The organism is Bradyrhizobium sp. LMG 9283, from assembly GCF_045571415.1.
In the GTDB taxonomy this organism is placed as follows: Bacteria; Pseudomonadota; Alphaproteobacteria; order Rhizobiales; family Xanthobacteraceae; genus Bradyrhizobium.
Window position 1 is genome coordinate 6571894 of the sequence record NZ_CP120691.1, and the last position, 23588, is coordinate 6595481.

The 23588-nt window shown below is 62.4% G+C and carries 20 protein-coding genes and 3 pseudogenes; 10 read left to right on the forward strand and 13 right to left on the reverse strand.

The annotated features are described in order from the left end of the window. Positions 1–261: 261 nt before the first annotated feature. The 5 genes from P6U29_RS30930 to P6U29_RS30950 form a co-directional block, all read right to left on the reverse strand. Positions 262–711 (reverse strand): hypothetical protein, encoded by a 450-nt coding sequence (locus P6U29_RS30930; RefSeq protein ID WP_407114134.1) that lies wholly within the window; start codon positions 709–711, stop codon positions 262–264. Between the two features lie 142 nt (positions 712–853). Continuing rightward, the gene (locus P6U29_RS30935) at positions 854–1777 is read right to left on the reverse strand and encodes a DUF2493 domain-containing protein (RefSeq protein ID WP_407114135.1); all 924 of its coding nucleotides are present in this window, start codon (positions 1775–1777) and stop codon (positions 854–856) included. 338 nt (positions 1778–2115) lie between these two features. Next, positions 2116–3177 (reverse strand): toprim domain-containing protein, encoded by a 1062-nt coding sequence (locus P6U29_RS30940; RefSeq protein WP_407114136.1) that lies wholly within the window; start codon positions 3175–3177, stop codon positions 2116–2118. Further along, positions 3177–7499: a strawberry notch-like NTP hydrolase domain-containing protein gene (locus tag P6U29_RS30945; protein WP_407114137.1), complete on the reverse strand. Its 4323-nt coding sequence runs from the start codon at positions 7497–7499 to the stop codon at positions 3177–3179. Before P6U29_RS30945 ends, P6U29_RS30940 begins: the two co-directional genes overlap by 1 nt. Positions 7500–7890: 391 nt before the next feature. Beyond that, on the reverse strand, positions 7891–8853 hold the full coding sequence (locus P6U29_RS30950; protein ID WP_407114138.1) for an ArdC family protein: 963 nt from the start codon (positions 8851–8853) through the stop codon (positions 7891–7893). A gap of 1386 nt (positions 8854–10239) precedes the next feature. Here P6U29_RS30950 and P6U29_RS30955 point away from each other — a divergent pair. Continuing rightward, the gene (locus tag P6U29_RS30955; protein WP_407114139.1) at positions 10240–10518 is read left to right on the forward strand and encodes a hypothetical protein; all 279 of its coding nucleotides are present in this window, start codon (positions 10240–10242) and stop codon (positions 10516–10518) included. 19 nt (positions 10519–10537) lie between these two features. Here P6U29_RS30955 and P6U29_RS30960 read toward each other — a convergent pair whose 3' ends face one another. From P6U29_RS30960 to ligD (P6U29_RS30975), 4 genes are all read right to left on the reverse strand, one after another. Then, positions 10538–10723 carry a DUF3606 domain-containing protein gene (locus tag P6U29_RS30960; RefSeq protein WP_407114140.1) on the reverse strand — a complete coding sequence of 62 codons (186 nt, stop codon included), beginning with the start codon at positions 10721–10723 and terminating at the stop codon, positions 10538–10540. A gap of 281 nt (positions 10724–11004) precedes the next feature. After that, positions 11005–11142 carry a hypothetical protein gene (locus P6U29_RS30965; RefSeq protein ID WP_407114141.1) on the reverse strand — a complete coding sequence of 46 codons (138 nt, stop codon included), beginning with the start codon at positions 11140–11142 and terminating at the stop codon, positions 11005–11007. An 18-nt stretch (positions 11143–11160) separates the two neighbouring features. Then, positions 11161–11466: a hypothetical protein gene (locus P6U29_RS30970; RefSeq protein ID WP_407114142.1), complete on the reverse strand. Its 306-nt coding sequence runs from the start codon at positions 11464–11466 to the stop codon at positions 11161–11163. Between the two features lie 34 nt (positions 11467–11500). Continuing rightward, complete coding sequence (gene ligD / locus P6U29_RS30975) at positions 11501–12391, reverse strand: non-homologous end-joining DNA ligase (protein ID WP_407114143.1); 891 nt, start codon at positions 12389–12391, stop codon at positions 11501–11503. Between the two features lie 544 nt (positions 12392–12935). On the opposite strand from ligD (P6U29_RS30975), the pseudogene P6U29_RS30980 reads away from it, so the two are divergent. The 3 genes and pseudogenes from P6U29_RS30980 (at position 12936) to ligD (P6U29_RS30990) (ending at position 16028) form a co-directional block, all read left to right on the forward strand. Continuing rightward, positions 12936–14607, forward strand: a pseudogene (locus tag P6U29_RS30980) (PHP domain-containing protein). Positions 14608–14745: 138 nt separating this feature from the next. Further along, the gene (locus P6U29_RS30985; protein ID WP_407114144.1) at positions 14746–15084 is read left to right on the forward strand and encodes a hypothetical protein; all 339 of its coding nucleotides are present in this window, start codon (positions 14746–14748) and stop codon (positions 15082–15084) included. After that, the gene (gene ligD / locus P6U29_RS30990; RefSeq protein ID WP_407114145.1) at positions 15081–16028 is read left to right on the forward strand and encodes a non-homologous end-joining DNA ligase; all 948 of its coding nucleotides are present in this window, start codon (positions 15081–15083) and stop codon (positions 16026–16028) included. The genes P6U29_RS30985 and ligD (P6U29_RS30990) overlap by 4 nt, the downstream gene beginning before the upstream one ends. A 28-nt stretch (positions 16029–16056) precedes the next feature. Here the strand turns inward: ligD (P6U29_RS30990) and P6U29_RS30995 are convergent, their stop codons facing one another. After that, positions 16057–16881, reverse strand: a complete 825-nt coding sequence (locus tag P6U29_RS30995) for a ribonuclease HII (RefSeq protein ID WP_407114146.1) — start codon at positions 16879–16881, stop codon at positions 16057–16059. Positions 16882–17330: 449 nt separating this feature from the next. Between P6U29_RS30995 and P6U29_RS31000 the strand changes: the two genes are divergently transcribed. Then, positions 17331–17612, forward strand: coding sequence for a hypothetical protein (locus tag P6U29_RS31000; RefSeq protein ID WP_407119459.1), 282 nt, complete (start codon positions 17331–17333; stop codon positions 17610–17612). Continuing rightward, positions 17612–18089 (forward strand): annotated as a pseudogene (locus P6U29_RS31005) (hypothetical protein). The gene P6U29_RS31000 and the pseudogene P6U29_RS31005 overlap by 1 nt, the downstream one beginning before the upstream one ends. A gap of 532 nt (positions 18090–18621) precedes the next feature. Here the strand turns inward: P6U29_RS31005 and P6U29_RS31010 are convergent. The 3 genes from P6U29_RS31010 to P6U29_RS31020 form a co-directional block, all read right to left on the reverse strand. Continuing rightward, the gene (locus P6U29_RS31010; RefSeq protein WP_407119460.1) at positions 18622–19038 is read right to left on the reverse strand and encodes a hypothetical protein; all 417 of its coding nucleotides are present in this window, start codon (positions 19036–19038) and stop codon (positions 18622–18624) included. A gap of 14 nt (positions 19039–19052) precedes the next feature. After that, positions 19053–19253, reverse strand: coding sequence for a hypothetical protein (locus P6U29_RS31015; protein ID WP_407114147.1), 201 nt, complete (start codon positions 19251–19253; stop codon positions 19053–19055). Positions 19254–19722: 469 nt separating this feature from the next. Next, complete coding sequence (locus tag P6U29_RS31020; RefSeq protein WP_407114148.1) at positions 19723–20652, reverse strand: Ku protein; 930 nt, start codon at positions 20650–20652, stop codon at positions 19723–19725. A 145-nt stretch (positions 20653–20797) separates the two neighbouring features. Here P6U29_RS31020 and P6U29_RS31025 point away from each other — a divergent pair, with 145 nt between their 5' ends. The 4 genes and pseudogenes from P6U29_RS31025 to dinB all read left to right on the forward strand — a co-directional run bounded on the left by P6U29_RS31025 (position 20798) and on the right by dinB (position 23512). Continuing rightward, positions 20798–21193 (forward strand): hypothetical protein, encoded by a 396-nt coding sequence (locus P6U29_RS31025; protein ID WP_407114149.1) that lies wholly within the window; start codon positions 20798–20800, stop codon positions 21191–21193. Between the two features lie 46 nt (positions 21194–21239). Then, a complete protein-coding gene (locus tag P6U29_RS31030) occupies positions 21240–21689 on the forward strand; it encodes a hypothetical protein (protein WP_253587629.1) in 450 nt (149 codons plus the stop codon). Between the two features lie 3 nt (positions 21690–21692). Beyond that, a complete protein-coding gene (locus tag P6U29_RS31035) occupies positions 21693–22418 on the forward strand; it encodes an SOS response-associated peptidase (protein WP_407114150.1) in 726 nt (241 codons plus the stop codon). A 65-nt stretch (positions 22419–22483) separates the two neighbouring features. Further along, positions 22484–23512, forward strand: a pseudogene (gene dinB, locus P6U29_RS31040) (DNA polymerase IV). Positions 23513–23588: the final 76 nt, after the last annotated feature.

A 23588-nucleotide genomic window follows, 5' to 3' on the forward strand; every position in this document is an offset into this window, starting at 1 on the left:
ACGATTCAGCGCAGAAAGAGAAACAATCTCCTGCAAAGGGCGGCATCGTCTCCAAGGAGGGGATCGAGGTAACACCGCTCTGCCGCGGCTGAGTGGGCCAGACCGAATTCCGGCAGCTTGATCGAGGGAGTTCCGAGGGGGACTGCCTCTCCCGCGTTCACGTTTCGATTATCCCCGTTCGACGCGCCGATCTACGCGCACCTGTCCGAAGATGAAGGCGGGAAACGGTCATCCCTCGGACCATGCGGCCGTAAGAACTGGTTAGGACGGTTTCTCCACAACCCCACCCGGCTCCAGCGGGCGGGCCTCCGCCAAAACCATCAAGCGCGTCCATGACGTAACGCCAATGCAAACCGCGCCGAGGCAAGCGAAGACCTCACTCCAAGCCAGCGAAGGCACCCCGATCTGGGACACGGCCAACACCACGTGATAGCCGGCGACGGCGGCGGGAATAGCGAATGCTGTCGCGACCACGATGCGCAAGGCCGAGGACCGAGTAACAGCAAAGGCGACCTGACCAAGGACAAGCGTCAACGCGGCGCCGGCCGTTCCGAGAAGCAACGCGCCGATGAGGCCGGCACCGCTCTGAAACGCCGTCATCCCGATACTCAGCGCGACGAAAAACGGCAGGACGTACACGGTGAGCGCGAAAATCGCCCAGCAGAACAAACCGATTCCGAGTGTGTTGAGAACAAGCCCAAGGGCGAGCATGGTGGTGGCTCCATGTGCATAGATGTACCAGTTGCGCCTTCCACCACCACCACGGCGCAACTCTGGATATGAGACCGAAACGAGGCGGAGTTGCGGCGCATGCAACTTCGCTTTGATCGTCTAGAAGTGAAGAGGACGGCGCTCACGCGCCGCCGAACCTCCAGACCGGGATGCCGAGGCGCTTCGCCTTGTCGGCGAGGTTGTCCTGGATGCCCGTGCCCGGGAAGTGCATGACGCCGATCGGCAGCAGTTCGAGCATGGCATCGTTGCGCTTGAACGGTGCTGCTTTGGCATGTTTCGTCCAGTCGGGCTTGAAGGCGATCTGAGGCACCTTGCGGGTGGCGGCCCATTTGGATGCGATCAGTTCTGCGCCCCTCGGGGAGCCGCCATGGAGCAGGACCATGTCGGGATGCTTGGCGTGAACTTTGTCGAGGCGATCCCAAATGAGGTGGTGATCGTTGAAGTCGAGCCCACCCGTGAGTGCGATCTTCGGCCCTGAGGGCAGCATGACCTCGGTCTGGGCGCGGCGCTTGGCCGCGATGAAGTCGCGGGAGTCGATCATCGCTGCGGTCAGCGTGCGGTGGTGCACCAGCGATCCCGATCGGGGGCGCCAGAATGAGCCGGTGTGTGTCTCAAACCGCTCGATGGCCTGGTCACGGAAGAGTTCCAGGCAATTGCGGCGCTCGATCAACGTGATGCCTTCGGCCGTGACACGCTCGAGTTCGACCGATCGCACTTCGGAGCCGTCCTGCTCGCGCTGGCTCTTCTGCTGCGCCTGTTCGTTATCATCGAGTTGGCGTTCGATGCGGTCGACGGCACGATGGAACAGGTTGACGGCCGACCAGAGCAGATCGTCAAGGTCTGGCTCGAGCCGCGTATCACTCAACGTCGCGACCAAGGCATCAAAGATATCAGCGACGGCCCCGGCGATGATCTTGTCCTCGGGAAGTGGCCGTGGATCGGGCTGGTCGTCGAATGGGCGGTAGCCAAAGAGCTGCGGTTCGGTGAGGACGTGGTCAGTTGAAGAAGAGGTGTGCGGCGGTTCGATGTCGTCGTGATTGGTCATGGAAGAAGTCCTTTGCCGGATCGGCCGCGCCCATTGCGGCCTTCGTGGCGATCACTAAGACGGCGGGCGGAGCGGGCCAGAACCCGGAGCGGCGCGGAGGGCCGAAGCGGCAGCGGAGGATGGCGGAGGCCGGCTATTTTGCTTCGCGATGCAAAGCGCGCCGACCAGATAGATAACGTGTCTTCCCATTGCCGGCGCGCGGCGGAAAATAGCCGGACGTAGCCATTGGCGGCACGAGCCGCTTGCCGTCCGATCGCCCTCTAGAAGGCCAGGTCGCGTCCTCTTCCGGCAGTGGCCTCGTTTTGACCGATCTAGCAACGCCGATCGAATACGCAGAGCTATTCTGCGGCTACCGTTGACGAATGCAGGAAGCGGACGACGTCCTCTGGTGCGAGTTGAATCCGCAGCGCAGTTCGCAGGGCGTCGAGGCCGAAGATGTGCAGATCTTCATTGAAGTCACCAAGGCGAGGCGACAGCGCGATCGCTTCAACGCCAAACTCTTCTGCGCGCTTGGCGAGAAGAGCCTGTGCTCCATCTCCCGCGGCATCGTCGTCGCGGGCGATATAGAGACGTCGCAGGCCAGATGGCAGCAATATCGCTGCGAGATGATTGGCCGAAAGCGCGGCCGCCATCGGCAACGTCGGAAGCACGTAACGCAGTGATAGCATGGTCTCGATCCCCTCGCCGGCAGCGAGCACGTCCTCGACCACGCCGAACCGAACGGCATTGCCGAGCAGGTCGCCCATAGCCCGACGTGGCGTGTCGATCGGAGCCTTACCGAGCCGTACGCGATCAAAACCATCTGGATCGAGCCAGGTGCGGTGCACGCCGGTGATCTGTCCCTCAAGGTCGGTGACGGAGGCTATCATTGCCGGCCAGGTTTCGGTCGGCAATTGCTCGTCCGGCCGGTAGTAGCAACGCGGGTGGAAGCGAAGGCTGCCAGCATGGTGGATGCGGGTTATCCCACGGCGCTGCAAGTACGTCTCGGCTAGCGTCCCTTCAATCGGGCTGGATATTGCAAAGAGCCGACGGGCAGCTTCCTGCGATCCGGCTGGCATTACTCGATGAACGGTTTTCGGAGCGAGTTGCGGCTCCAGACGAGGCAGCTTCAGAAACCGCCTCGCCTCCTCCGCGACCTCGCGGAAGTCTCGGAAGCCCAGGCTTTCGCGAATGATGTCGAGGAGATCGCCATGCTCCCCCGTCGCGGCATCGGTCCACTTGCCGGCGGCGCCCTTCGGCGATTCCTGAAGCCGCACGAACAAGGAGCGGCCCGGCGTGTTGTGGACGTCGCCGACCACCCAGTACCGCCCCGCCCGCTTGCCATTGGAGAGATAGTATCGGCACACCGCCTCGGCCTCGCGCGCGAGGCGGCGTGCCAGCTCGGAGACATCGCCGGACATCACGCGGCCTCCCGCTCACTGACGCTCGTAACCGGATATTTATCGAGCACCCTCGATAGGACCTCGATGCCGGTCGCGTCCGTGGGTACGAACATGCGGAGCTTCCAGGAGATGATCTCCCCAAAGAGGCCGTAAGCCCGAAGGCGATCCCGCATCGTGTCGTTGAATCCCGACAGCTCGACGCGGTAAGCGCCCATCACCCGGACACGGCGAAGCTGGAGACCCTCGGTAAGATCAAGGACAGTCCGTCGCTGTATCAGCGCGGCAAAGGCAGCGTCCGGCGTCAGCGAAGGCGCCTCGGTCGCCAGGATGTTTGCGACCCACGCAACCGAGACCTTGCGGCCGATGATGCGTTCGCCCGCGTCGGTCTGGAGACGATAGACGCGGGTCGATTCGTTCGGCAGCCGCTTCCAGATGGGTAGCAGCAAGCCCGCCACAACGTGGATGGTGCTTTCCGTGAACTCGGGCACCTCGGCAAGCTCCGCCAGCCAGGCGGCGGTGAAGGGCTCACGGTCTGCTTCGACCCAATGGCTTTCCGCCATCATGTTTAGAGGGACCTTGTGCTGCTCCATCGGCCGGATCAGGCGGACGCGCTGCCCGATCTCGCCGTCATCGAGCATGACGCTCGCCGCGGGGACCTGCACGGCGGCTCGTCCCGAGCGCTCATTGGCCAGCAGAACAGCCTGACGGTCGGAAAGACGAGCAAGAGCGTCATCCAGACTCACGGGATGATTGCGCTGACGTTGGGTGATCGTGAGCAACCGAGTCTCGGCGCCGGTACCCGGTTGGACATAGATGGTCCGCCGGTCTGTAACGAGAAAGCTTTCGGCGCGGAGCGTTTCCAGCCCAACGTCGTAGGTACCCGACGCGACCGCGCCCTCGATCCGAGCGGTCAGGAGCTGCTCGAAGGCGGTGAACAGGACATTCTGTAGGCCGATGGTGAGCGCGAGTAACCTGTTCAGAAAGGTCGTGATCGGGGGCAGGTCGTCCCTGAGCCCATTGGCACCCGTCAGCTTCAGGCCGGTCGCATCCTCGAACCTCTCGAGCGAGCAGCCGTCGACCTTGCCTCGCGCGAGGAACGTGTAGAGCTGACGCAACGCATCACGTCCGTACTGGCTCTCAAGATTGTCCTCGGGCCGGAACAGGCCCTGCCCTCCGGTCTGGCGCTGACCGCGCGTAATGGCCCCCAACGTGTCGAGCCGGCGGGCAATCGTGCTGAGAAAGCGCTTCTCGGCCTTGACGTCGGTCGCAACGGGACGAAACAGCGGCGGCTGCGCTTGATTGGTCCGGTTTGTGCGGCCGAGGCCCTGGATCGCGGCATCGGCCTTCCAGCCGGGCTCGAGCAGGTAGTGGACCCGCAAACGGCGATTCCGGGCCGACAGTTCGGCATGGTAGCTCCTCCCCGTGCCCCCGGCGTCGGAGAACACGAGGATGCGCTTGACGTCGTCCATGAACGCCGAGGTCTCAGCAAGATTGGCCGAACCGGCGCGGTTTTCGACCACCAGCCGGTCGCCCTTGCGAACGATGCGGCGCGAGCGGCCCGTCACCTCGGCGACCAGTTCGGTGCCGAAGCGCTGGATGACCTGATCCAGTGCCCCAGGTACCGGCGGTAGTGATGCAAGCTTCTCGATGAGGCGGTCGCGTCGTGCGACGGCTTCCCGGCTCTCGACCGGCTGGCCGTCGCGATAGACAGGCCGGGAGCAGGGATTGCCCTCCGAGTCGGTGAAGGGCTCGTAGAGCTGCACCGGAAAGGAGTGGGCGAGATAGTCGAGGACATACTCGCGCGGCGTGATGTCGACCTGGACGTCGCCCCACTCTTCAGTCGGGATCTCGGCGAGCCGGCGCTCCATCAGCGCTTCGCCCGTCGACACGATCTGGATAACAGCGGCGTGGCCAGCATCAAGGTCGCGCTCGATCGATCGGACCAGCGACGGGGTCTTCATCGAAGTCAGGAGGTGGCCGAAGAAGCGCTGCTTCGCGCTTTCGAAAGCGGAGCGTGTCGCAGACTTGGCCTGCCCGTTCAGCGTTCCCGTTGCGCCGGTGATGTTGGTGGCTCGCATCGCCGCATCGAGGTTATTATGGATGACGCTGAACGCACCGGCATAGGCATCGTAGATGCGAACCTGCTCCGGCGTCAGGTGGTGTTCAACGAGCTCGTACTCGACGCCCTCATAGGACAATGAGCGGGCGGCGTAGAGACCGAGCGCCTTGAGGTCGCGCGCCAGCACCTCCATGGCCGCGACCCCGCCCTCCTCGATCGCTTCGACGAACTCGGCACGGGTGGCGAACGGGAAGTCAGCGCCGCCCCAAAGGCCGAGGCGTTGGGCATAAGCCAGGTTGTGGACCGTGGTGGCGCCGGTCGCCGACACATAAACTACGCGGGCATTCGGCAGCGCGTGCTGGAGCCGCAGGCCCGCGCGCCCCTGCTGAGAGGCCGCCTGGTCACCGCGCTCTCCCTTGCCCCCCACCGCATTCTGCATGGCGTGGCTCTCGTCGAAGACGATCACTCCGTCGAAGTCCGAGCCCAACCATTCAACGATCTGCCTGACACGCGAAAGCTTTTCGCCACGCTCGTCGGTCCGTAGCGTGGCGTAGGTGGTAAATAGGACGCCTTCCGCAAGCCGGATCGGGGTGCCCTGACGAAACCGGAACAGCGGTGTGACCAGCAACCGCTCCATTCCGAGTGCGGACCAGTCGCGCTGCGCGTCCTCGATCAGCTTGTCGGACTTGCTGATCCAGACCGCACGGCGGCGACCCTTGAGCCAGTTATCGAGCAGGATCCCCGCGACCTGCCGCCCCTTGCCCGCCCCGGTGCCATCGCCCAAAAACCAGCCGCGGCGAAAGCGCACGGCATTTTCGGCGTCGTCGCGCGCGGCGGCCACAACATCAAAGGTCGTGTCGACCGTCCAGGAGCCTGCCAGGAATTCGGAATGCGCTTCGCCGGCATAGATGACGCTCTCCAGCTGAGCATCCGACAGAACTCCGTCGTCCATGACATTGGCCGGCAGGCGCGGCCGGTAGGATGGCTTCGGTGGCGCAACGGACGCCATCGCGGCAGACTGCACGAGCTTGGTCGGATGTGCGCATGATCCGGGAATGCAGATCGACTGTAGTCCGTATTCCTCATAGAGCGCGTCGGTGAGCCCGGCACCTTCCGGCGTCGACCATTCGATCGTCTCGTACGTAAGTTCGACGCCTTCTGGCCCAGCGTCTCTCGAAGAGGACGATGGGCGCGGTGCAACGGCGCCGGTCGAACGCGGCATTGCTGGCCGGCCGATAGCAACGATTTCCGATGGTGATGCGACGGGTAGCCGTGGAGGCACATGCTGGTTTACCCAGCCAAGCAAGGTCGCGACATTGGCCGCCCTTCCCGGCGAGGCAGGAAAAACCGCCGGATTGGCAGCGGGCAGCTTGTCGATGACAATCAGCCTCGTATCAGTCTGAGTGCCATGCTTCGCGTAAACGGCGCCATCGATGGCCGCAGAAAACACCACCCGCCCGCGTTCCTGGAGCCGCACAAAGGGATCTCGCCATGCCGGGTTATCCGGCGAGAAGCTTGCGCCAGCGATGGCGACGAGGCGTCCGCCGTCGCAAAGACGCGCGAGCGCCGAAGCGATGTGGCGGAGAGCCGCATCCGCCATCCGTCGATCGACATTCGCCAGCGCCGAGAACGGCGGGTTCATCAGGACGACGCTTGGTACGACACTCGCATTGAGGTGATCGTCGATCTGAGCTGCGTCAAACCGCGTGACTTTAACGTTGGTGAATAGATCCTCGAGAAGCTCCGCGCGGGCCTCGGCCAACTCGTTCAACACCAAGGCGCCCCCGGCGAGCTCGGCAAAGATAGCGAGCAAACCGGTCCCCGCGCAGGGCTCCAGAACGCGATCGGCGGATGTAATGCCGGCTGCGGTGCATGCAGCCAGCCCAAGGGGGATCGGCGTCGAGAACTGTTGGAGCGCCTGACTGTCATCGGAACGCCGCGTGTGGGTCGGCAGACAGTTCGCGACTTTCGCTAGCATCGGCAGCATGGCAGCCGTCGAGCCAGCCCTGGCCCGTATGGCCGGGCCGAACTTGCGAAGGAACAGAACGGTTGCCGCCTCGCACACGTCATAGCCGGTCTTCCAATTCCAGGCGCCGGCTGCGTCCGAGGCGCCGTAGGCAGCCTCCATGGCGCTACGCAGAACAGCGGCATCGATGCGCCGGCCGCGTTCGAGTTCGGTCAGAAGCTGTCGCGCGGCCCTGACGGCGGCGGAGGTGAGACTTGCAGCGGCACGCATTGAGAGCGGCGCGGCGACAGCGCCGCTGGCGAGAGATTCGGTCATGGCAGGATTTCTTTCGGAGAGCAGGAATGGGTCGAACCACCAGGCGCTCTCCTCTGATCCCGACGGTTCAAACCCTTCCCGGCCCGACTCTTGCTCTCAGCGCTCGCCCATAAGAATGGGGACCGGCGCTGTGCACCGGTCCCCGAGCAACCGCAGGACAGTCGGAGCCGCCCCGCTCCATAATGTCACTCAGCCGCGTCGAGCTGTTGCGGATCATCGTCGCCGGCGTTCACCCGATCCTCCTCATCGGCGAGGAATTCGGGCAGTAGGCCCGCATCACCCTCCTGCTCCACTGGCGCCGCATCGGGATCGACGGCCGAAAGACTCTCTCTCGGCTTCCAACCCGTCGCGAACAGCCTTCCCTCCTCTCACTCTCGCGCGAGGCCAAGCATCACGCCGGCTCGTGATCGGCGACAGCCGAATCCAGCGACGCGGGCTCAACGGACCCGGGAATGAAGCCGAGCAAATAGTCCGCCGCCTTGCTCGCCTGCGAGGCGGCACGCACGATGGCCCGATTGTCTTCGCGCAGCACTTCAAGCCAGGAGCCGATATAGTCCGCATGGCGCACGGTCGGGACGATCCCGAGCGACGCGCAGCTGAACGCGGAGCTCAACTCGGCGACCAGCTCTTCGAAGGCATATTTCTTCGTACCGTAGGATCCACTCTGGTCGCGATTGAGGCGTGTGGGATGCCCAGTCGCATGACCGAGTTCATGCAACGCAGTCCGGTGCCAGTTGATGGGCTCGAAATAGGCCTGCGGCGGCGGGATCTGAACATAGTCTTCGGCTGTTGCGTAGAATGCGCGATCTCCACCAATCCGAAATGGAATTCCGCTGGCCTTGATCAGGGCGTCGACCGTGGGTTCGATGAGGCCATCCGGCGGTGGCGGCGCAGCAGTGGCAATGCCGTCGGGCAGTTGCTCGCACTGGTCGGTGTTGAAAACAGTAAATCGTTTGAGGAATGGAATTGCCTGCACGTCTTCGCCGGTCTCGGCGGCGCGTCGCTTTTCATCATTTGGCACGAAACGATCAGCGTAGACGACTGTGGTGCCGCGCTCTCCCTTGCGAACGTGGCCGCCGAGCGAGAGGGCCTGACGAAAGGTGAGCCAACTTTGACCGGCAAATCCGCGTTCGATCACGGCTCCCCAGAGGATGAGGATGTTCACCCCACTGTATTGCCGGTTGGTCGACGCGTTTTTCGGCATAGCCAGCTGCGCTTTCGCCGCGGCCGTACCCCAGGGCTGAACCCAGGGGACGCGTCCGGCCTCAAGCTCGGCGATGATCTTGTCGGTGATTTCGGTATAGAGGTTCGCCCGGTCCTGGCCGGCGCGCGCGCGAACAGTAGAGTTTGACATCGCGGGTCTCCGCGACGGGCGCCACGAGCCTCTCTCGCAGCTGGTAACCCGTCACGGAAAAACCAGCCTGCACTCTTACTCTCAGCCTCTAGCCCCATCTACCTCGGGCCGCAGGCCCGATCAGGCGTGCGCCCGAGGGCGCATCGCCGCAACGGAAAATGGCACCCGGAGAGCGTGAGCATAGCGACCCGAAGGGGCACGCGGGTCCGAGTGCAGCGACGAGACCGGTTCAATAGCGGCACCCGGGAACGGGGCAGTGATAGCGATCGCCGCAGGCGAGCCCCTTTTCCGAGTGCCCCCGGCGAGGAGCACCAAAGCTCTAGCGCGAGGGATCGAAGCCGCAAGGCCGAGACGCTGCGCGGCTCGGTTCACGAGAGCCCGGTGCGGCCCTGGCTGCACGCGCCAAAACCTGAGCGAACGTAATGCAGGCAATGATACGAGAACCGCCCGGCATTTTCACAGGAGTCTCACAATTATGGAAGAGAGGGCCTGTGGGCGGAGCGAAAGCGAAGACCACTGGCGGACGCGGCGAAAGAGGCACCCGCAGGAGGGTCAGCATAGCGCCGACGCGTAGCGGCGGGACCCGGGACCGAATGCAGTCGCGAGACCGGTCAAGAAGGCACCGGACTCGAAGGGCGGTGATAGCGACGCCGACATGCAATGACGGCGGGCCCGAGGGCGAGTGCCTCCGGCGAGCGACTCAATGCGGATTCACGTCTGCTTGGTATCAGTTTTGTTTTTGTGATATCGTCCCATTCGTGCGCATGTCGATGCACGGCGTGGGCATGTTCACTGAGTCTATTCATTACAGAGGATGACATGGCCAAGAAAGCCAAGAAGGCAAAGAAGACCGCGAAGGCAGCCACCAAGAAGGTGGCAAAGAAGACGAAGACTTCAAAGAAAAAGAAGTAGTCGTATCGGCTACTGATCTATTGCCGCCTCCGGGTCGCAACCCGGATGAAAAGCGAGACCTTCCAAAGGATATGAAGCGTCCTTTGCAGCCGTTCGGTATCGCGGCACGCTAAGATAAGGCCGGACCTTTGTGCAGGTGGCTGCTGCATAAAGGTCCGGTTTTTCGTTTCTGCCCCGCGAGGGGCACGGTCTGCTCGCGCGCGAGGGGTCGAAGCCGCATGGCCGAGACGCTATGCGGCTCGGTTCACGAGAGGCCGGTGCGGCGACAGCCGCATGCGCAAAACGGATAAGACGTCTGAAGTATCGGAAAACGGCTTCTTCAGTTCGTTCTCGCCCACCCTACCCGCTGGCCTGCTAGAAAATTCGGCCTTTGAAGGAACACGAGATCCCACGATCCGGAATCCCAGTCTTGTGTTAGGGATGAGGAACGTCTGCGGGACTAAACGATTCGCCTCAGCGTGGGAGAACCTTTCAATGCTGATGACCCAGCAGAGACGGCCAGCGATCCGCACCCTGCGCGGTTGGGCGATCAACGTGCTGAACGAAGCCGGCGCCATCCGCGAGTGCGAGGAGCACGGTTGGATGCAGGACCGCGCCGATCCGCATGCCCGAGAGCTGGCCTTCGAGATCGCCCGTCGAGACCTGCCGGAAGGCGTATCCCGTCAAGCAGCGGAGGCCGCGATTCGCGACGTGCTGGACTCGATTGGTGATACCTGCCCAGAATGCCCGCCTGACGAGGAGGACCGGCGCTAGCCCCCGACGCCGACCCGTCTCAGCGGCCCAGCCGTTTCTCTACACGCTTGCGCGCGTTGCCGACCTTCTTGACGGCCTTCTTCACCGCCGAGGCCGAGCGCCCGGTCTTCCTGGCTTCATACCGGACTTCGTAGTCCTGACCGTTGGCTACCTGGGCGCGGTCCTGCTTTCGTCCACGAGCGGTCTTCTTCTTCGGTGTCGCCATCGGCTCCTCCTCTTGCGAATGCTTAGTGATAAGGTGCAACGCCGCAAGGATTCGCGGGTTCCGTGCGAGCTATAGCCGCCGGTCAGTGGCCACAAGAATGGCCGTGGACTATGGGAGCCCAGCTGTCGAGCAACAAACCGTCCCAAGCTACGACGCCCTCATCCCATTTCGACGCGTGCTCGCGTACATCGAAGCCCACTGAGGGCTCCATTCGATGATCTGGTCATTGAGGCCGTCATGAACGCGGCACGGCATATCCGGATCGAACGTATCCATCGAGTTCATGCCGGATGTCCAGGATCGACGTCCTTAGGCGTCTTCTTCTCCCGCTGCGGCGTCATCTTCGCAGGACTTTCGGGCACGCCGCGGGGACCGAGCTCTTCGCGCTGGATGTCATCCTCGGAGCGTTCCGACGCCACTCATCGGCTTCTCCGGGCTCATTCCATCCGAGCCTTGTCTTTCAGGTCGCGGATCCGGGCCTCGGCTTCCTCCTTCGAGGTCACGATCTCAGATTCGTCCGGCACCCGTGCGATCGCGCTGAGCCTCTTGAGCTCGGCGAGTTGTTCTGCAGTTGGTTTTTCCATCTTCAAATCCTTAAGCGCCTGCACGACGGCCTCGTCGTCGAGCACATCCAGCAGCTGGTTTATGGTTTGCTCGCAATCTCTGGGGCCTGGCTCGACATACCGGGCCAGGATGCCCTGAGCGTCTTCCAACGCCTTCGCAATTCGCTGTTCCGGATCCATGACCGGTACTCCACATACTTACGGGAAAACGCGGCTATGAACGGCGCGTTCCTTTGCTCAGCCCCTTGAACGAGCCGGCCCGCAGGAGACCTTCGGAGGTGATTTCGCGGTACTCGATGTCGGCATAGAACTTGGGTTCGACCCACGTGGCCTTCGGCTTCCTGATGGTCTTTGTGAGCCTCTGCTTCGGGCTGACTACGGTTTCGAGCGCCTTGCGGATCTGCGCTGAAGTGGTTCGATTCCATCCCGTACCGACCTTCCCCATGTAGACGAGATCTTTGCCTTCCTTCTTGCCCAGGTAGAGCGCGGCCACGCCGGATGGGTCCTTGATGAAGCCGACCACGGGAAACTTGCCCTTCTGAACGACCTTGATCTTCTGCCAGGCTTCGACCCGCTCAGATCGGTATGGCGCGTCCACGCGCTTTGAGATGATGCCCTCATAGTTCAACTTGCTGGCGGCGACGAACAGAGCCTGCCCATCTCCTTCATGGTGTTCACTGAAAAAAATGGGCTCCTCGAGCCTATGCTCCTCTATCAGCTCCTTGAGCAGTCTCTTTCGTTCGATCTGCGGCTCCTTGCGCAAATCCTTGCCGTCGAGCCACAGCAGATCGAACGCGAAGTAGATCAGGCGGTCCTGATCGCCTCTGCCGAGGTCTGCCTGCAGCTCGGAGAAATTGGTGCGACCCTCATGGATGACGACGACTTCGCCGTCGACGATGGCCTGACCTTCGATGTCGAAGGCGGCAGCGATCCTCGAAAACTTGCTGACCCAGTTGTAGCCCTTGCGCGTATAAGCCCGGCGATCATCGCCGTCGATCCGGAGCTGGATGCGGTACCCGTCGTATTTGACTTCGTGAATCCATCGAGATCCCGAAGGCGCCTTGATCTTCAGGGTCGCCAGTTGGGGGCTGATGAAGCCCGGCATCTGAGAAGCTTCTGGCTTCTCGGCCGGAGGCGCCGGTCTTGTACGCTTTGCCACGCTACGCAACTCACAAAAAACCCGCCGCCGGGTTGGGCCCGACGGCGGGCAGTGTACCTACCTTAATCAACGAGTCTCGCAACTTCGAAGGCGGAGAGGAGTTCCAACGACCTCGCCGGTCCGCAGCGCCAGGCTGCTACGGGTGCCAAAGGGCCAATCCGGTCCTTCGCGGTGCCCATCGAACTCCCGGCGAGAGCCGGCGTTACTGACATCATGTCAGACGCATTCGATTACTTCCGGGCTACGCAGTCCGAGCTCTCTGCAAAGCGAGAGCCATGCCGCGAGGCAGGATGAAGCATCTGCAGCTGGTGGCCGGCCGGATCTACAATCTCCTCAAGAAGGAGGCTGCCTATGGCCCCAATATCCAGCACCTCGAGGACTTCCGAGCAGCTCAGAAGCTCGAGAGTCTCTCGAACGCCGGCCAAGCGACCGTTCCTGCGGTCGCCTTGCTCCGGCTGGGCCGCAAAACGCGGACCGGGAGGCTCGCTGAATGCCTTCGCTCGACGCTCGCGGTGTGGCAAATCTCCTGCGAGAGTATGCGCAGCGCACCGCCTTGCGCGGCGGCAATCCCTACCGGGCTAAGGCCTATTCGAGAGCCGCCGACAGCTTGGCGGCTCTCGCGGTTCCTCTGGACGTGCTCATCGCCGACGACCGGTTGACTGAGATCCCCGGGGTTGGCGCTGCGATCGCCGACATCATCACCAAACTCCACAAGACGGGCAGTCATCCGAGCCTCGAAAAGCTCCGGAAGGAAATACCAGCTGGCGTGCTTGAGCTGCTGGCCGTACCCGGTTTGCGTCCGGAGAAGGTGCTGCGGCTCTACCAAGATCTCGGCATCACGTCGCTCGCGGAATTGGAGGCCGCTGCCAAGGACGACCGCATCAAGAAGGCCAAGGGCCTCGGCGCCGCGCTGCAGATCAAGATCCTGCAGAGCCTGGCGATCGCCAAAAGCGGAGAAGGTCGCCTTCACCTGCACCGTGCCGCCGCCCTGCTCGCGCACGCCAAGGACTCGATGCACAAGTCCCGCCCCGAACTCAAGCGCGTGACGATCGCTGGCGATTTCCGTCGAGGCTGCGAGCTCGTCGGCGACCTCGCGATCGTTGCCGTGGCTGCCAAATCAGACAAGATGTCGATGCCATCGGCCGAAGGACTGCGTGTCCGCGTGTCCGACCGCAAGCATTTCGGCGCCACCCTTCTCTTCGCGACCGGGTCTGCCGCCCATATCGAGCAGCTCCAGGCGATGGCCGCCGAGAAAGGGATGCGGTTGGAAGCCGACGGCTTGCACAAGGGTCGCACACTGGTCGCGGGCGAGGAGGCCGATATCTATCGCGCTCTAGGCTTGCCTTTCATCGATCCCGAGCTCCGCGAGGGGCGCGGCGAGCTCGAGCTGGCCGGAAGGCAAGTTGCCGAAGCTCGTCACCGACGACGACCTCCGCGGAATCCTTCACTGCCACACCCATGCCTCCGACGGCACCGAGACCCTGGAGACGATGGCGAAGGCGACCCGCCAGCGCGGGTTCGAATATTTCGGGGTCGCCGACCATTCCAAGTCTGCGCACCATGCCGGAGGTCTGTCGGTGGAGGAGATCGCGCAGCAGCACCGGGAAGCCGACCGGCTAAACAAGCGCTTCGGCAAGGATTTCCGGATCCTGAAAGGGATCGAGTCCGACATCTTGGCCGACGCCTCGCTGGACTATCCGGACGATGTGCTGGAGACCTTCGACTTCGTCGTCGCCAGCATCCACGGCCGTTTCAAGCTGGACCGCAAGACGCAGACGCAGCGGCTACTGCGGGCCATCGCCGATCCCCAGACCACCATCATCGGCCACATGACCGGCCGGCAGCTACAACGGCGGCCGGGCTACGAAACGACATCGAGAAGGTGCTGCGGGCCTGCACGAAGCACGACGTCGCCGTCGAGATCAACGCCCATCCGTGGCGTCTCGACCTGGATTGGCGCTGGCACCAAGCCGCCCTCGAGTTTGGCTGCATGCTGAGCATCAATCCGGACGCGCACTCGGTACCCGAGCTCGATCACATGCATTGGGGCGTCGAGATGGCCCGCAAGGGCGGCGTCCCTGCCGACCGGATCCTGAACGCGATGTGCCCGAATCACGCGCAACCTGCGCCGGAAGCGGCGCTCACCCGCCCGCGCTGCCTGATGTTGCCCGCGCGCGACCTGTCGCTCGTTCGGTAAGCCCGTCCATCGTCAGGGATCTGGCCCATGTTGCTAGGCCAGAGATGTTCCGCCACCGGGAACGACAGGTGAGCCACGGCCGTTCTCTACGGAGGAGAAGTCAATGAGCTTGAGACGGTCGATTCAGAGACTGGGCCCCTACCCCTCGCTATTCGTGCTGGCGTTGCCCACGGCGACCGTCGAACCCCTCAAGCTCGCCGCGGTGGCCGTGGCGGGAAAAGGCCATTGGATCACGGGGACCGCGATGATTGCGGTGTGCTATGCATTAAGCCTTCTGGGGCTCGAGCGGCTTTTTGCCATTGTGAAGCCGAAGCTGCTCACAATCTCTTGGTTTGCGAAACTCTGGAAAGTGTTCGTCTTGGTTCGGACGCGCGTGTTCGGCGTCTTCCGTGTCGGCCGCACCGACGAGACAGTTCTCGATCGGCAGTCGGCTTCGAAATGAGCCGAAAGTCGACACTACCTAAACGCCTGCAACCGATGCTGGCCACGCTCACGGATGCCCCCTTCGACGACCCCGATTGGGTGTTTGAGGACAAGTATGACGGATTCCGAATGGTCTCCGAGATCCGCGGCGGCAGGGTGGCCTTGTACAGCCGCAACGGCAAGATCATTAGCCATTCGTATGTGGAGGTCGCGCAAGCCCTGGAAAGCATGAAGGGCGACGCCGTGATCGATGGCGAGCTGGTCGCGATCGGCAAGGACGGCGTTTCGCACTTCCAATTGCTCCAGAACGCGTTGAGACACGAAGCCAAGCTCCTTTACTGCGTGTTCGATCTCATGTTCGCCGACGGAGAAGACCTTCGGAAGCGTCCTCTGCTCGAACGCAAGGAAAGGCTGAAGGCCATCCTACCGCGCCACAGGCTGATCGCGTTCAGCCCGCACCGAAAAGCTGACGGCAAGAACTTCTTCGCGGAGGCCGAGAAGAAAGGTCTTGAAGGCATCATGGCGAAGCGTGCGGACAGCGCGTATGCATCCGGAGGCCGGACCGCCGACTGGCTGAAGGTGAAGACCGCACAGCGACAGGAGGTGGTGATCGCCGGCTTCACCGCGCCGAGGCGAACCCGGCCCTTCTTCGGCGCCCTCGTTCTGGCGGTACGCAAAGACAACGCATGGCGGTACATCGGCCATGTCGGTACCGGCTTCAGCCACCAAGTTCTCGAAGAGCTTCACGGCAAGCTCGTGAGGCTCAAAACTGCCAAGTCGCCCTTTCCCGCCAAGGTGAAGGACGAGCGGGTCACGACCTGGGTGCGTCCTTCGTTGGTCGCGGAAGTGAAGTTCGCGGAGTGGACCAGCAAGGGCGAGCTGCGCCAGCCGGTATATCTCGGCCTGCGGTCCGACAAAAACGCCAAGGACGTCGTTCGCGAAAAGCAGTGGTCGCGAAAATAGCGCCGCAGAGACGAAGCGTACGACCTGTTTAGCCGGCGGTGCGCTCGGACGCCCGAGGCCACGGCGGCAGAGGCGGCAACCCGAGAGCTTTACGAACGGGTCCAAACGACCGCCGGTGAGCTGCGCATGCACCAAGCCTGGCGAGCGCTTCATAATGAGCCGGCACCGGGTAGCCCTTGTGATCCGCGAACCCGTAGCCGGGGTGACGCACGTCGAGCTTCCGCATTACGGTGTCGCGCTCGACTTTCGCGAGGATGGAGGCGGCGGCGATGCTGGCGGACTTGGCATCGCCTTTGATGATGGCCTGCTGAGGGATATCGATCTCCTTCAACCGCTTCGCATCGATCAGCAAGTGCTGCGGCGTCAACCCTAGTCCCCGGACCGCACGCTGCATAGCCTGGATGCCCGCCCAATAGATGTTGATCGCGTCGATCTCCTCGACCTCCACCAACGCCACACACCAGCTTACTGCCTTTTCCTTGATCTCCTTCGAGAGTTCTTCGCGAGCCGCAGCGTCGAGTTTTTTCGAGTCGTCAATACCGACGATCCGCGTGCCAGGTTTCAGGATCACGGCGCCAGCGGACACCGGCCCAGCGAGAGGGCTCATTCCGGCCTCATCCACGCCTGCCACGGCCTGATGGCCACTCTCCCAGAGAGAGGTCTCGAAGCGGAGCATCTTGCGCAGGCGCTGCCCTTCGGACCTATTTTCGAAGCGGCGTTTATCAATTGCAGCCAGGATGGCACGCACTCCCGCGCGGCTGTCGGCCCGCAAGATCTGCTCCACGCTGGCCTCGAGCGGTCTTTTCTCAACGACATAGCGCTGACGCAATAGATCGAGCGAGTATTGGGACATAGCGGCCTTGGTGCGAACTGACTGTGGGGGAGCGTGTCGTTGAGCTTTATGGCGATTGTCTGAATTAGCTAAACCGCTTCAATATCCGCGCAACGCCCTTTCGCAGGGAACCCGGCCGGCTCTCACCTGAAGCTGGATTTCTGGACCCCGTACGCATCATGTCCACCGGCCTCAGACTGGAACCAACCGGTGTCTTGATCCCCCTTGAGAAAGAGCGGAGCCTCGATCCCAGGGTGCTTCCGAAGGGACCAGCGCCCATGCTCCGATAGACCAGCAATGAAGAACTGATCCTGGATCGCACCGCCGAGGTCGCGGCCACCATCGCGGAAGAAGGCCTCCGATACCTCAGCCACTCCGCGCCGGGCTACGCGCGCAAGCGGACCGGAACCACCTTCAGCTACTACGATGAGGACGGCAAACGCATCACCGATGCCACAATCGTCCGACGCATCAAATCGATCGGCATCCCACCGGCCTACGAGTCTGTGTGGATCTGCCCGTCGCCAAACGGCCACATCCAGGCAACCGGGCTCGATGCGCGGGGTCGCAAGCAGTATCGCTACCATCCGAAATGGCGGGAGCTCCGCGACCAGAATAAGTATGAGCATATCATCCAGTTCGCGGCCGCCCTGCCTGCGTTGCGGAACCGGGTCGCCGCCGACATGAAGCTGGACGGGCTTCCCCGCGAGAAGGGCTGGCCACAATCGTCAGTCTTCTGGAGAAGACGCTGATCCGGGTCGGCAACGCCGAATATGCCGAGAAAAACAAGTCCTACGGGCTCACCACCATGCGCCGCAAGCACGTCGCTGTCGGGCGCGGCGTCCTTCGGTTCGACTTCAGGAAAGTCAGGCAAGCAGTGGAAGCTTCGCGTCGAGGACAGGCGGATAGCCGCCATCGTGAAGCGCTGCGCAGAGATCCCGGGACACGAGCTCTTCAAGTACCTGGACGACGACGGACAGCCTCGCACCGTCGATTCCGGCGACGTCAACGCTTACATCAAGGACATCACTGGCGAGGACTTCAGCGCCAAGGATTTTCGGACCTGGGCGGGACGGTTTTGGCAGCTTTGGCCCTGGCCGAATTCAAGAAGTATGACAGCCAGGCCGAGACGAAGCGCAACGTCGTCGCTGCGATTGAGAGCGTCTCGAAGCAGCTCGGCAACACACCGGCAATCTGCCGCAAATGCTACATCCACCCCGAAATCCTAAACGCCTACATGTCGGGGGATCTCGTGAAGATGATTGAAGCCAAGATCGCGCAGAAAGTTCAAGCGCCAGTATGCCAAGCTCAGTTCCGACGAGATCATGGTGCTGTCATTTCTCCGCAAGCGTCTCGATACTTTGAAGGCTCCCGCCTAGCCTCGGATACTAGTCTCCGGACGCCTGCGTCTTCCTCGATGCTTCCGAGCACGACTCAAATGGGGGGGGCTCTCGACGACAGAACAGGCCGTTCGTTCAAATCGAGGTGCTTGGCGCGGTGGTAAGGGCCGGCGGCGCGGTTGCGGCTGGCGACACCGCGCGGTTCGGCTTCCGTCCACGCCGATACCGTCGCTTATCGCTCTGCAGAAGGACCCGTGCACAAGTCGCCGTCCCGATAGCCGAATCGAAACGCGATCGGTAGATCGGGCCGGCATGGCCGCAAACAAGGTAACGGCGGTACGCTTGGGGCTGGGGAGGCAATCGACACTCCGGGATTATCAAGCCGCCGAATTGGCGGCTTTTTCTTCGCTTCGTCGCTACCTCAAGAGGCGTTTGCTCTTGCCCGTTCGCGCGCCTCGAGCCGACGTTCACGTCTTTCGCGCCGCCGCTTGGCACGATCGGCAGGCTGCCGCAGCGGAGGAACAGGCGCCGGCGAGGTCGCACTCGTGTCCACAACTGGAGGCGCCTCGGCCCTTTGCAACGCCGTTGGCCGCGCCTCCATCAACTCGAGCATCGCCCGTCCTTTGGACGTGATCTTCCATCCTCCGCTTATTCGTTCGACCAGTCCTTGTGAGAAGATGTCGAGGTCTGGCACCCTGCCCGCGAGGCGCCTGGTCCGGTCCGCCCAGTCGCGGCCACTCGTCGCCAGGATGGCCATATCCCTCTTGAGGTCCTCCATCACGGCGAAACCGTCCGGATAGGCTACCAAAATCTTCAGAACGGTAACCTGGAAGTTCACGCCGGTCCCCGCGATCAGCGCCACATCGTCGGCGCATGCGAGAGGGCGTCGCGACCAACCTGTTTGAGACTCTCGGGAGATATCTCGCCTCTCGTCGCAGCCTCAAGGATTTTCGACGCGACGTGGGCACGTGCCCCGGTCTCGCGGTCCGAGATGCTTTCACAGACTTCATCGAGAACCGCGCGCAAAAGCGCGGTGGTTGCCATGTCGAACATAAGCTGCCCCCAGAGGGAAAATCTAATCCTAGCGCGGTTTCGCACGTTTGGGGATTCAAGAATGTTAAGCTTGCAGATGGTGCGCGGCACACATGGTCGCGTACTGCGCCGATGGATTGCCTCTGCAGGTCGAAGCCCGCAAAATCGAACTGATTGGGCTGAAGGCGATGATACCCGAACACTCCCCAAGGGAAAATCACCCAACTTGATAAACTTCCCCAGCGGCGTGGCCAGGAGCGCGCAAAACGCACAAGCCCCTATTTCAAATCGCGAGGTCGATGGCTTTATACATCGTTGCTTGGCCTCGCGTTCGGCCGCCTTTCTGGCGTTGCGCACCGACCGGGGCGCCATTAGACGGCCGACAAGATGATCTCGCGTGACCTCGTCGACATGGGATATGCCATTCGCCAGAGCCTGCCGTGGACGACGAAGTGGCGGCCGTCCGGCGTCACTGGATGCTTCACGACACTTAAGCCGACTTCCGCTGCGGCTTGGCGGCCGGCTTCTTCGCCGCGGTCTCCTTCGCCGGCTTCTTGCCTGCGATCGGCATCAGCATTTCCTTCTGCCCCGCAGCCGCCTTGCGCGGCTTCTTGCCTGGTTTCTTCGGCGCCTCTGTCGCGGCCTCCTCTCTTCCGATGCTCTTGCGCAGCGCGTCCATCAGGTCCACGACGTTCTCACCTCGAGGACGCGCTTTCGCGGTGACGGGCTTGCCGGCGCGCTTCTGGTTGATGAGATCGATGAGGGCGGTTTCGTACTGGTCTTCAAACTTATCGGGCTCGAAATGGCCCGCCTTCTGATTGACGATGTGCCTGGCGAGATCGAGCATGTCCTTGGTGACTTTGACATCCTGGATGTCGTCGAAATGCTCCTTTTCGGAGCGAACCTCATAGGGATAGCGCAACAGCGTGCCCATCAGGCCCTTATCCAGCGGCTCGAGCGCGATGATGTGCTCGCGATTGGTCAGCACCACACGACCGATCGCGACCTTGTTCATCTCGCGGATGGTTTCTCGAATGACGGCGAAGGCATCGTGCCCGACTTTACCGTCAGGACGCAGGTAGTAGGGACGAATGAGATATCGCGGATCGATCTCGCTGCGGTCGACGAACTCATCGATCTCGATGGTTCGCGTCGACTCCAGCGCGACGTTCTCAAGCTCCTCCTTGGTCACCTCAATGAAGGTGTCGGTGTCGACCTTGTAGCCTTTGACGATATCTTCGTTGTCGACCTCCTCGCCGGTGTCGGCGTCGACCTTGGCGTATTTGATCCGATGGCCGGTCTTTCGGTTCAGCTGGTTGAAAGAGACCTTTTCGGATTCCGAGGTGGCCGGATAGAGCGCGACCGGACAGGTGACGAGGGAAAGGCGCAGGAAGCCTTTCCAGTTAGCGCGGGGGGCCATGCCGGGGAACTCCGATACTGATACCGGATTCAAGACGAACGATCAGGCTTGGTTCCGACATCGCGGCCCGTCCCACAGGAGGATTTTTCTCAGTCGCTGCCTCCCCCGGACTCGACATTTGTTCTTGTTATGTTCTAATTCGGTCATGACCGACCGACCCGCGAGCTGGCGCATGCCGACCCCGAAGCAGATGGAAAAACTGGCCGCTGAAGCCGACCGCAGAAGATCGTCGTCCGCTGCGGGTCCGGATGCCCCCCTCCCGGCCGAATATTGGGAATCGGTCCTCAAGGACCCTCGCGCCGGAGCGACCGTTGCCCAGGCCCGACAGCGACGCCTTTCGGAAATCAAGGCCCACGTATTGCGCGTGTCCTGCCGCCGCTGCGAGCGGACAGTGGAAATCCAGACCGCCGATGCCGTCCGCTTGTATGGCGCCAACTCCATCTGGAAGGACGTGGCGCAGCGGCTGCTCGATAACACCTGCCAGCAGCGCACCGGCAGGCATGAAGAAGATGGGTGCTGGCCAGCGTTCGAGACGCCGTAGTCGCTCAGGATTTGCCGTTCCGATCTCTTTGCGCCTGGATGTCCGGATGGCCCCGAAGTATCACCCTACGCCCCTGTCGGGCGGCGATCGGAAGGCTCTGGCAAAAGAGCTCGGCAAGGCGCGCGCAATGGCTAACATCCTGGCTACCCAATCGGCGGAGATGCGGGCCAAAGGCGAGGCGATGATCCAGCAAGCCGATAGGCTGCTTTGCGAAAGCTGGAACGAGAGGATGTGGAGTGACGGCGAGCCGATCGATCCGTCGCCCACCATCGACCAGGCCGTAAACGGAGGCTTCCCCTGGCTGGAAATCAGGTGCGCGCGCTGCAAGACGCCGAGCGACGTAGACCTCGCCGCGATGAAGCATCCGCCGACTACCTTCGTGCACGATCTCGCCAGCCGGCTGCGCTGCCGCAAATGCGCCAAGGCGGGCCGGCGTCCATCCGCGACTCTGTTACAGTTGACGTGGCAGCCGCGCCATCCTCGAACCGAATCCTGACCGATGTGCAATCTTTATTCGATCACGACCAACCAAGCCGCGATCAGTGCGCTGTTCCGCGTCGTGAACCGATACGTTGGAAATCTGGCGCCGATGCCTGGTGTGTTTCCCGACTACAAAGCACCGATCGTGCGCAACGGGGCCGACGGCCGCGAGCTCGCAACGGCGCGGTGGGGAATGCCATCGTCGTCAAAAGCGCTGATGGAGGCCACGAAGAAGCGAGCTGAGAAGCAGCAGGCCAAAGGCAAGGCAGTGGATTTCAAGGACTTGCTCAGAATGGAGCCGGACGGCGGCACGACCAACATCCGCAACGTGAAGAGCAAGCATTGGACGCGATGGCTGGGGACCGAAAACCGCTGCGCGGTGCCGTTCAACTCGTTCAGCGAGTTCAACAAGGCTGAGGGCGGCGATATCTGGTTCGCGCTCGATGAGACCCGTCCCCTCGCCTGCTTCGCCGGCATCTGGACCAACTGGACGTCCGTCCGGAAGGTCAAGGAAGGCGAGACAACCAACGACCTCTACGCGTTCCTTACAACGGAGCCGAACGCAGAGGTCGGCGCCATCCACCCCAAGGCGATGCCGGTGATCCTGACAACGCCGGACGAAGTGGAGACCTGGATGACGGCCCCTCTGGACGAGGCTCTGAAGCTGCAGCGGCCGCTCGCCGACGGAACGCTCCGAATCGTCGCGCGTGGTATCAAGGAAGACACGGCCGGGCTAGCGACGTGACCATCGAGGACGATGACGACCAGGCAGCTTCCCCGAGCCGCCAGCGCAAGATCATCCACATCGACATGGACGCCTTCTATGCGTCGGTCGAACAGCGGGACAATCCAGATCTCCGCGACAAGCCGGTCGCCGTCGGTGGGTCCCAGGAGCGGGGCGTGGTGGCGGCCGCGAGTTACGAAGCCCGCAAGTTCGGCGTCAGGTCGGCCGTGCCATCGGTTACGGCAAAACGGCAATGCCCCGACCTGATCTTCGTGAAACCACGCTTCGAGGTCTACAAAGCGGTCTCCCAGCAGATCCGTGAGATCTTCGCCGAGCACGCTCCCATCATCGAGCCGCTGTCGCTGGACGAGGCCTACCTCGATGTGACCGAAAGTCTGCAAGGCATTCCGTTGGCACGGGACGTCGCATTGGCGATCCGTACGAAGATCAAGGAGGTAACCGGCCTCAACGCCTCGGCCGGCATCTCCTACAACAAGTTTCTCGCGAAGCTCGCCTCCGACTACCGCAAGCCGAACGGCCAGTACGTCATCACGCCTGAGATGGGCCCGGCATTCGTAGAAATCCTTCCGGTCAACGGCATCGGGCCTGCGACCAGCGCCAAGATGAATGCGCTGGGCCTCTACACCGTCCTCGATATGCGTAATCAGTCACTCGAATTCATGCAGGCCAATTTCGGCAAGGCCGGATGCTATTACTATTGGATCTCGCGGGGCGTCGACAATCGTGTGGTCCGCGCCGACCGGATCCGAAAATCCGTCGGCGCCGAGAACACGTTCTCCACCGACCTCACCGACTTCGATGCCATGGCAGTCAAGCTCGCACCGCTCGTCGACAAGGTTTGGTGACACTGCGAAAGCACCGGCAACCGGGGGCGCACGGTGAAGCTTAAAATGAAGTTCAACAACTTCGAGATCGTCACGCGCAGCAGATCCGTTCCTGTTGCAGTTTCGAGCCGCAGCGAACTGCAAAGCCTATCGGTCGCTATGTTGCAGAACGAGATGCCGGTTCGCAAGCCTGTCCGGCTTCTGGGCGTCGCGCTGTCGGCGCTCCAGCATGCCGACGACGCGCAACCGCAGCTGGCGCTGCCGATGTAATCGCGCTACGTCGCTGCGGGCTCCGGAGACCTGAGTATAACGAACGCGTTCGTCACCGAGGTCGGTTGCCATCGAA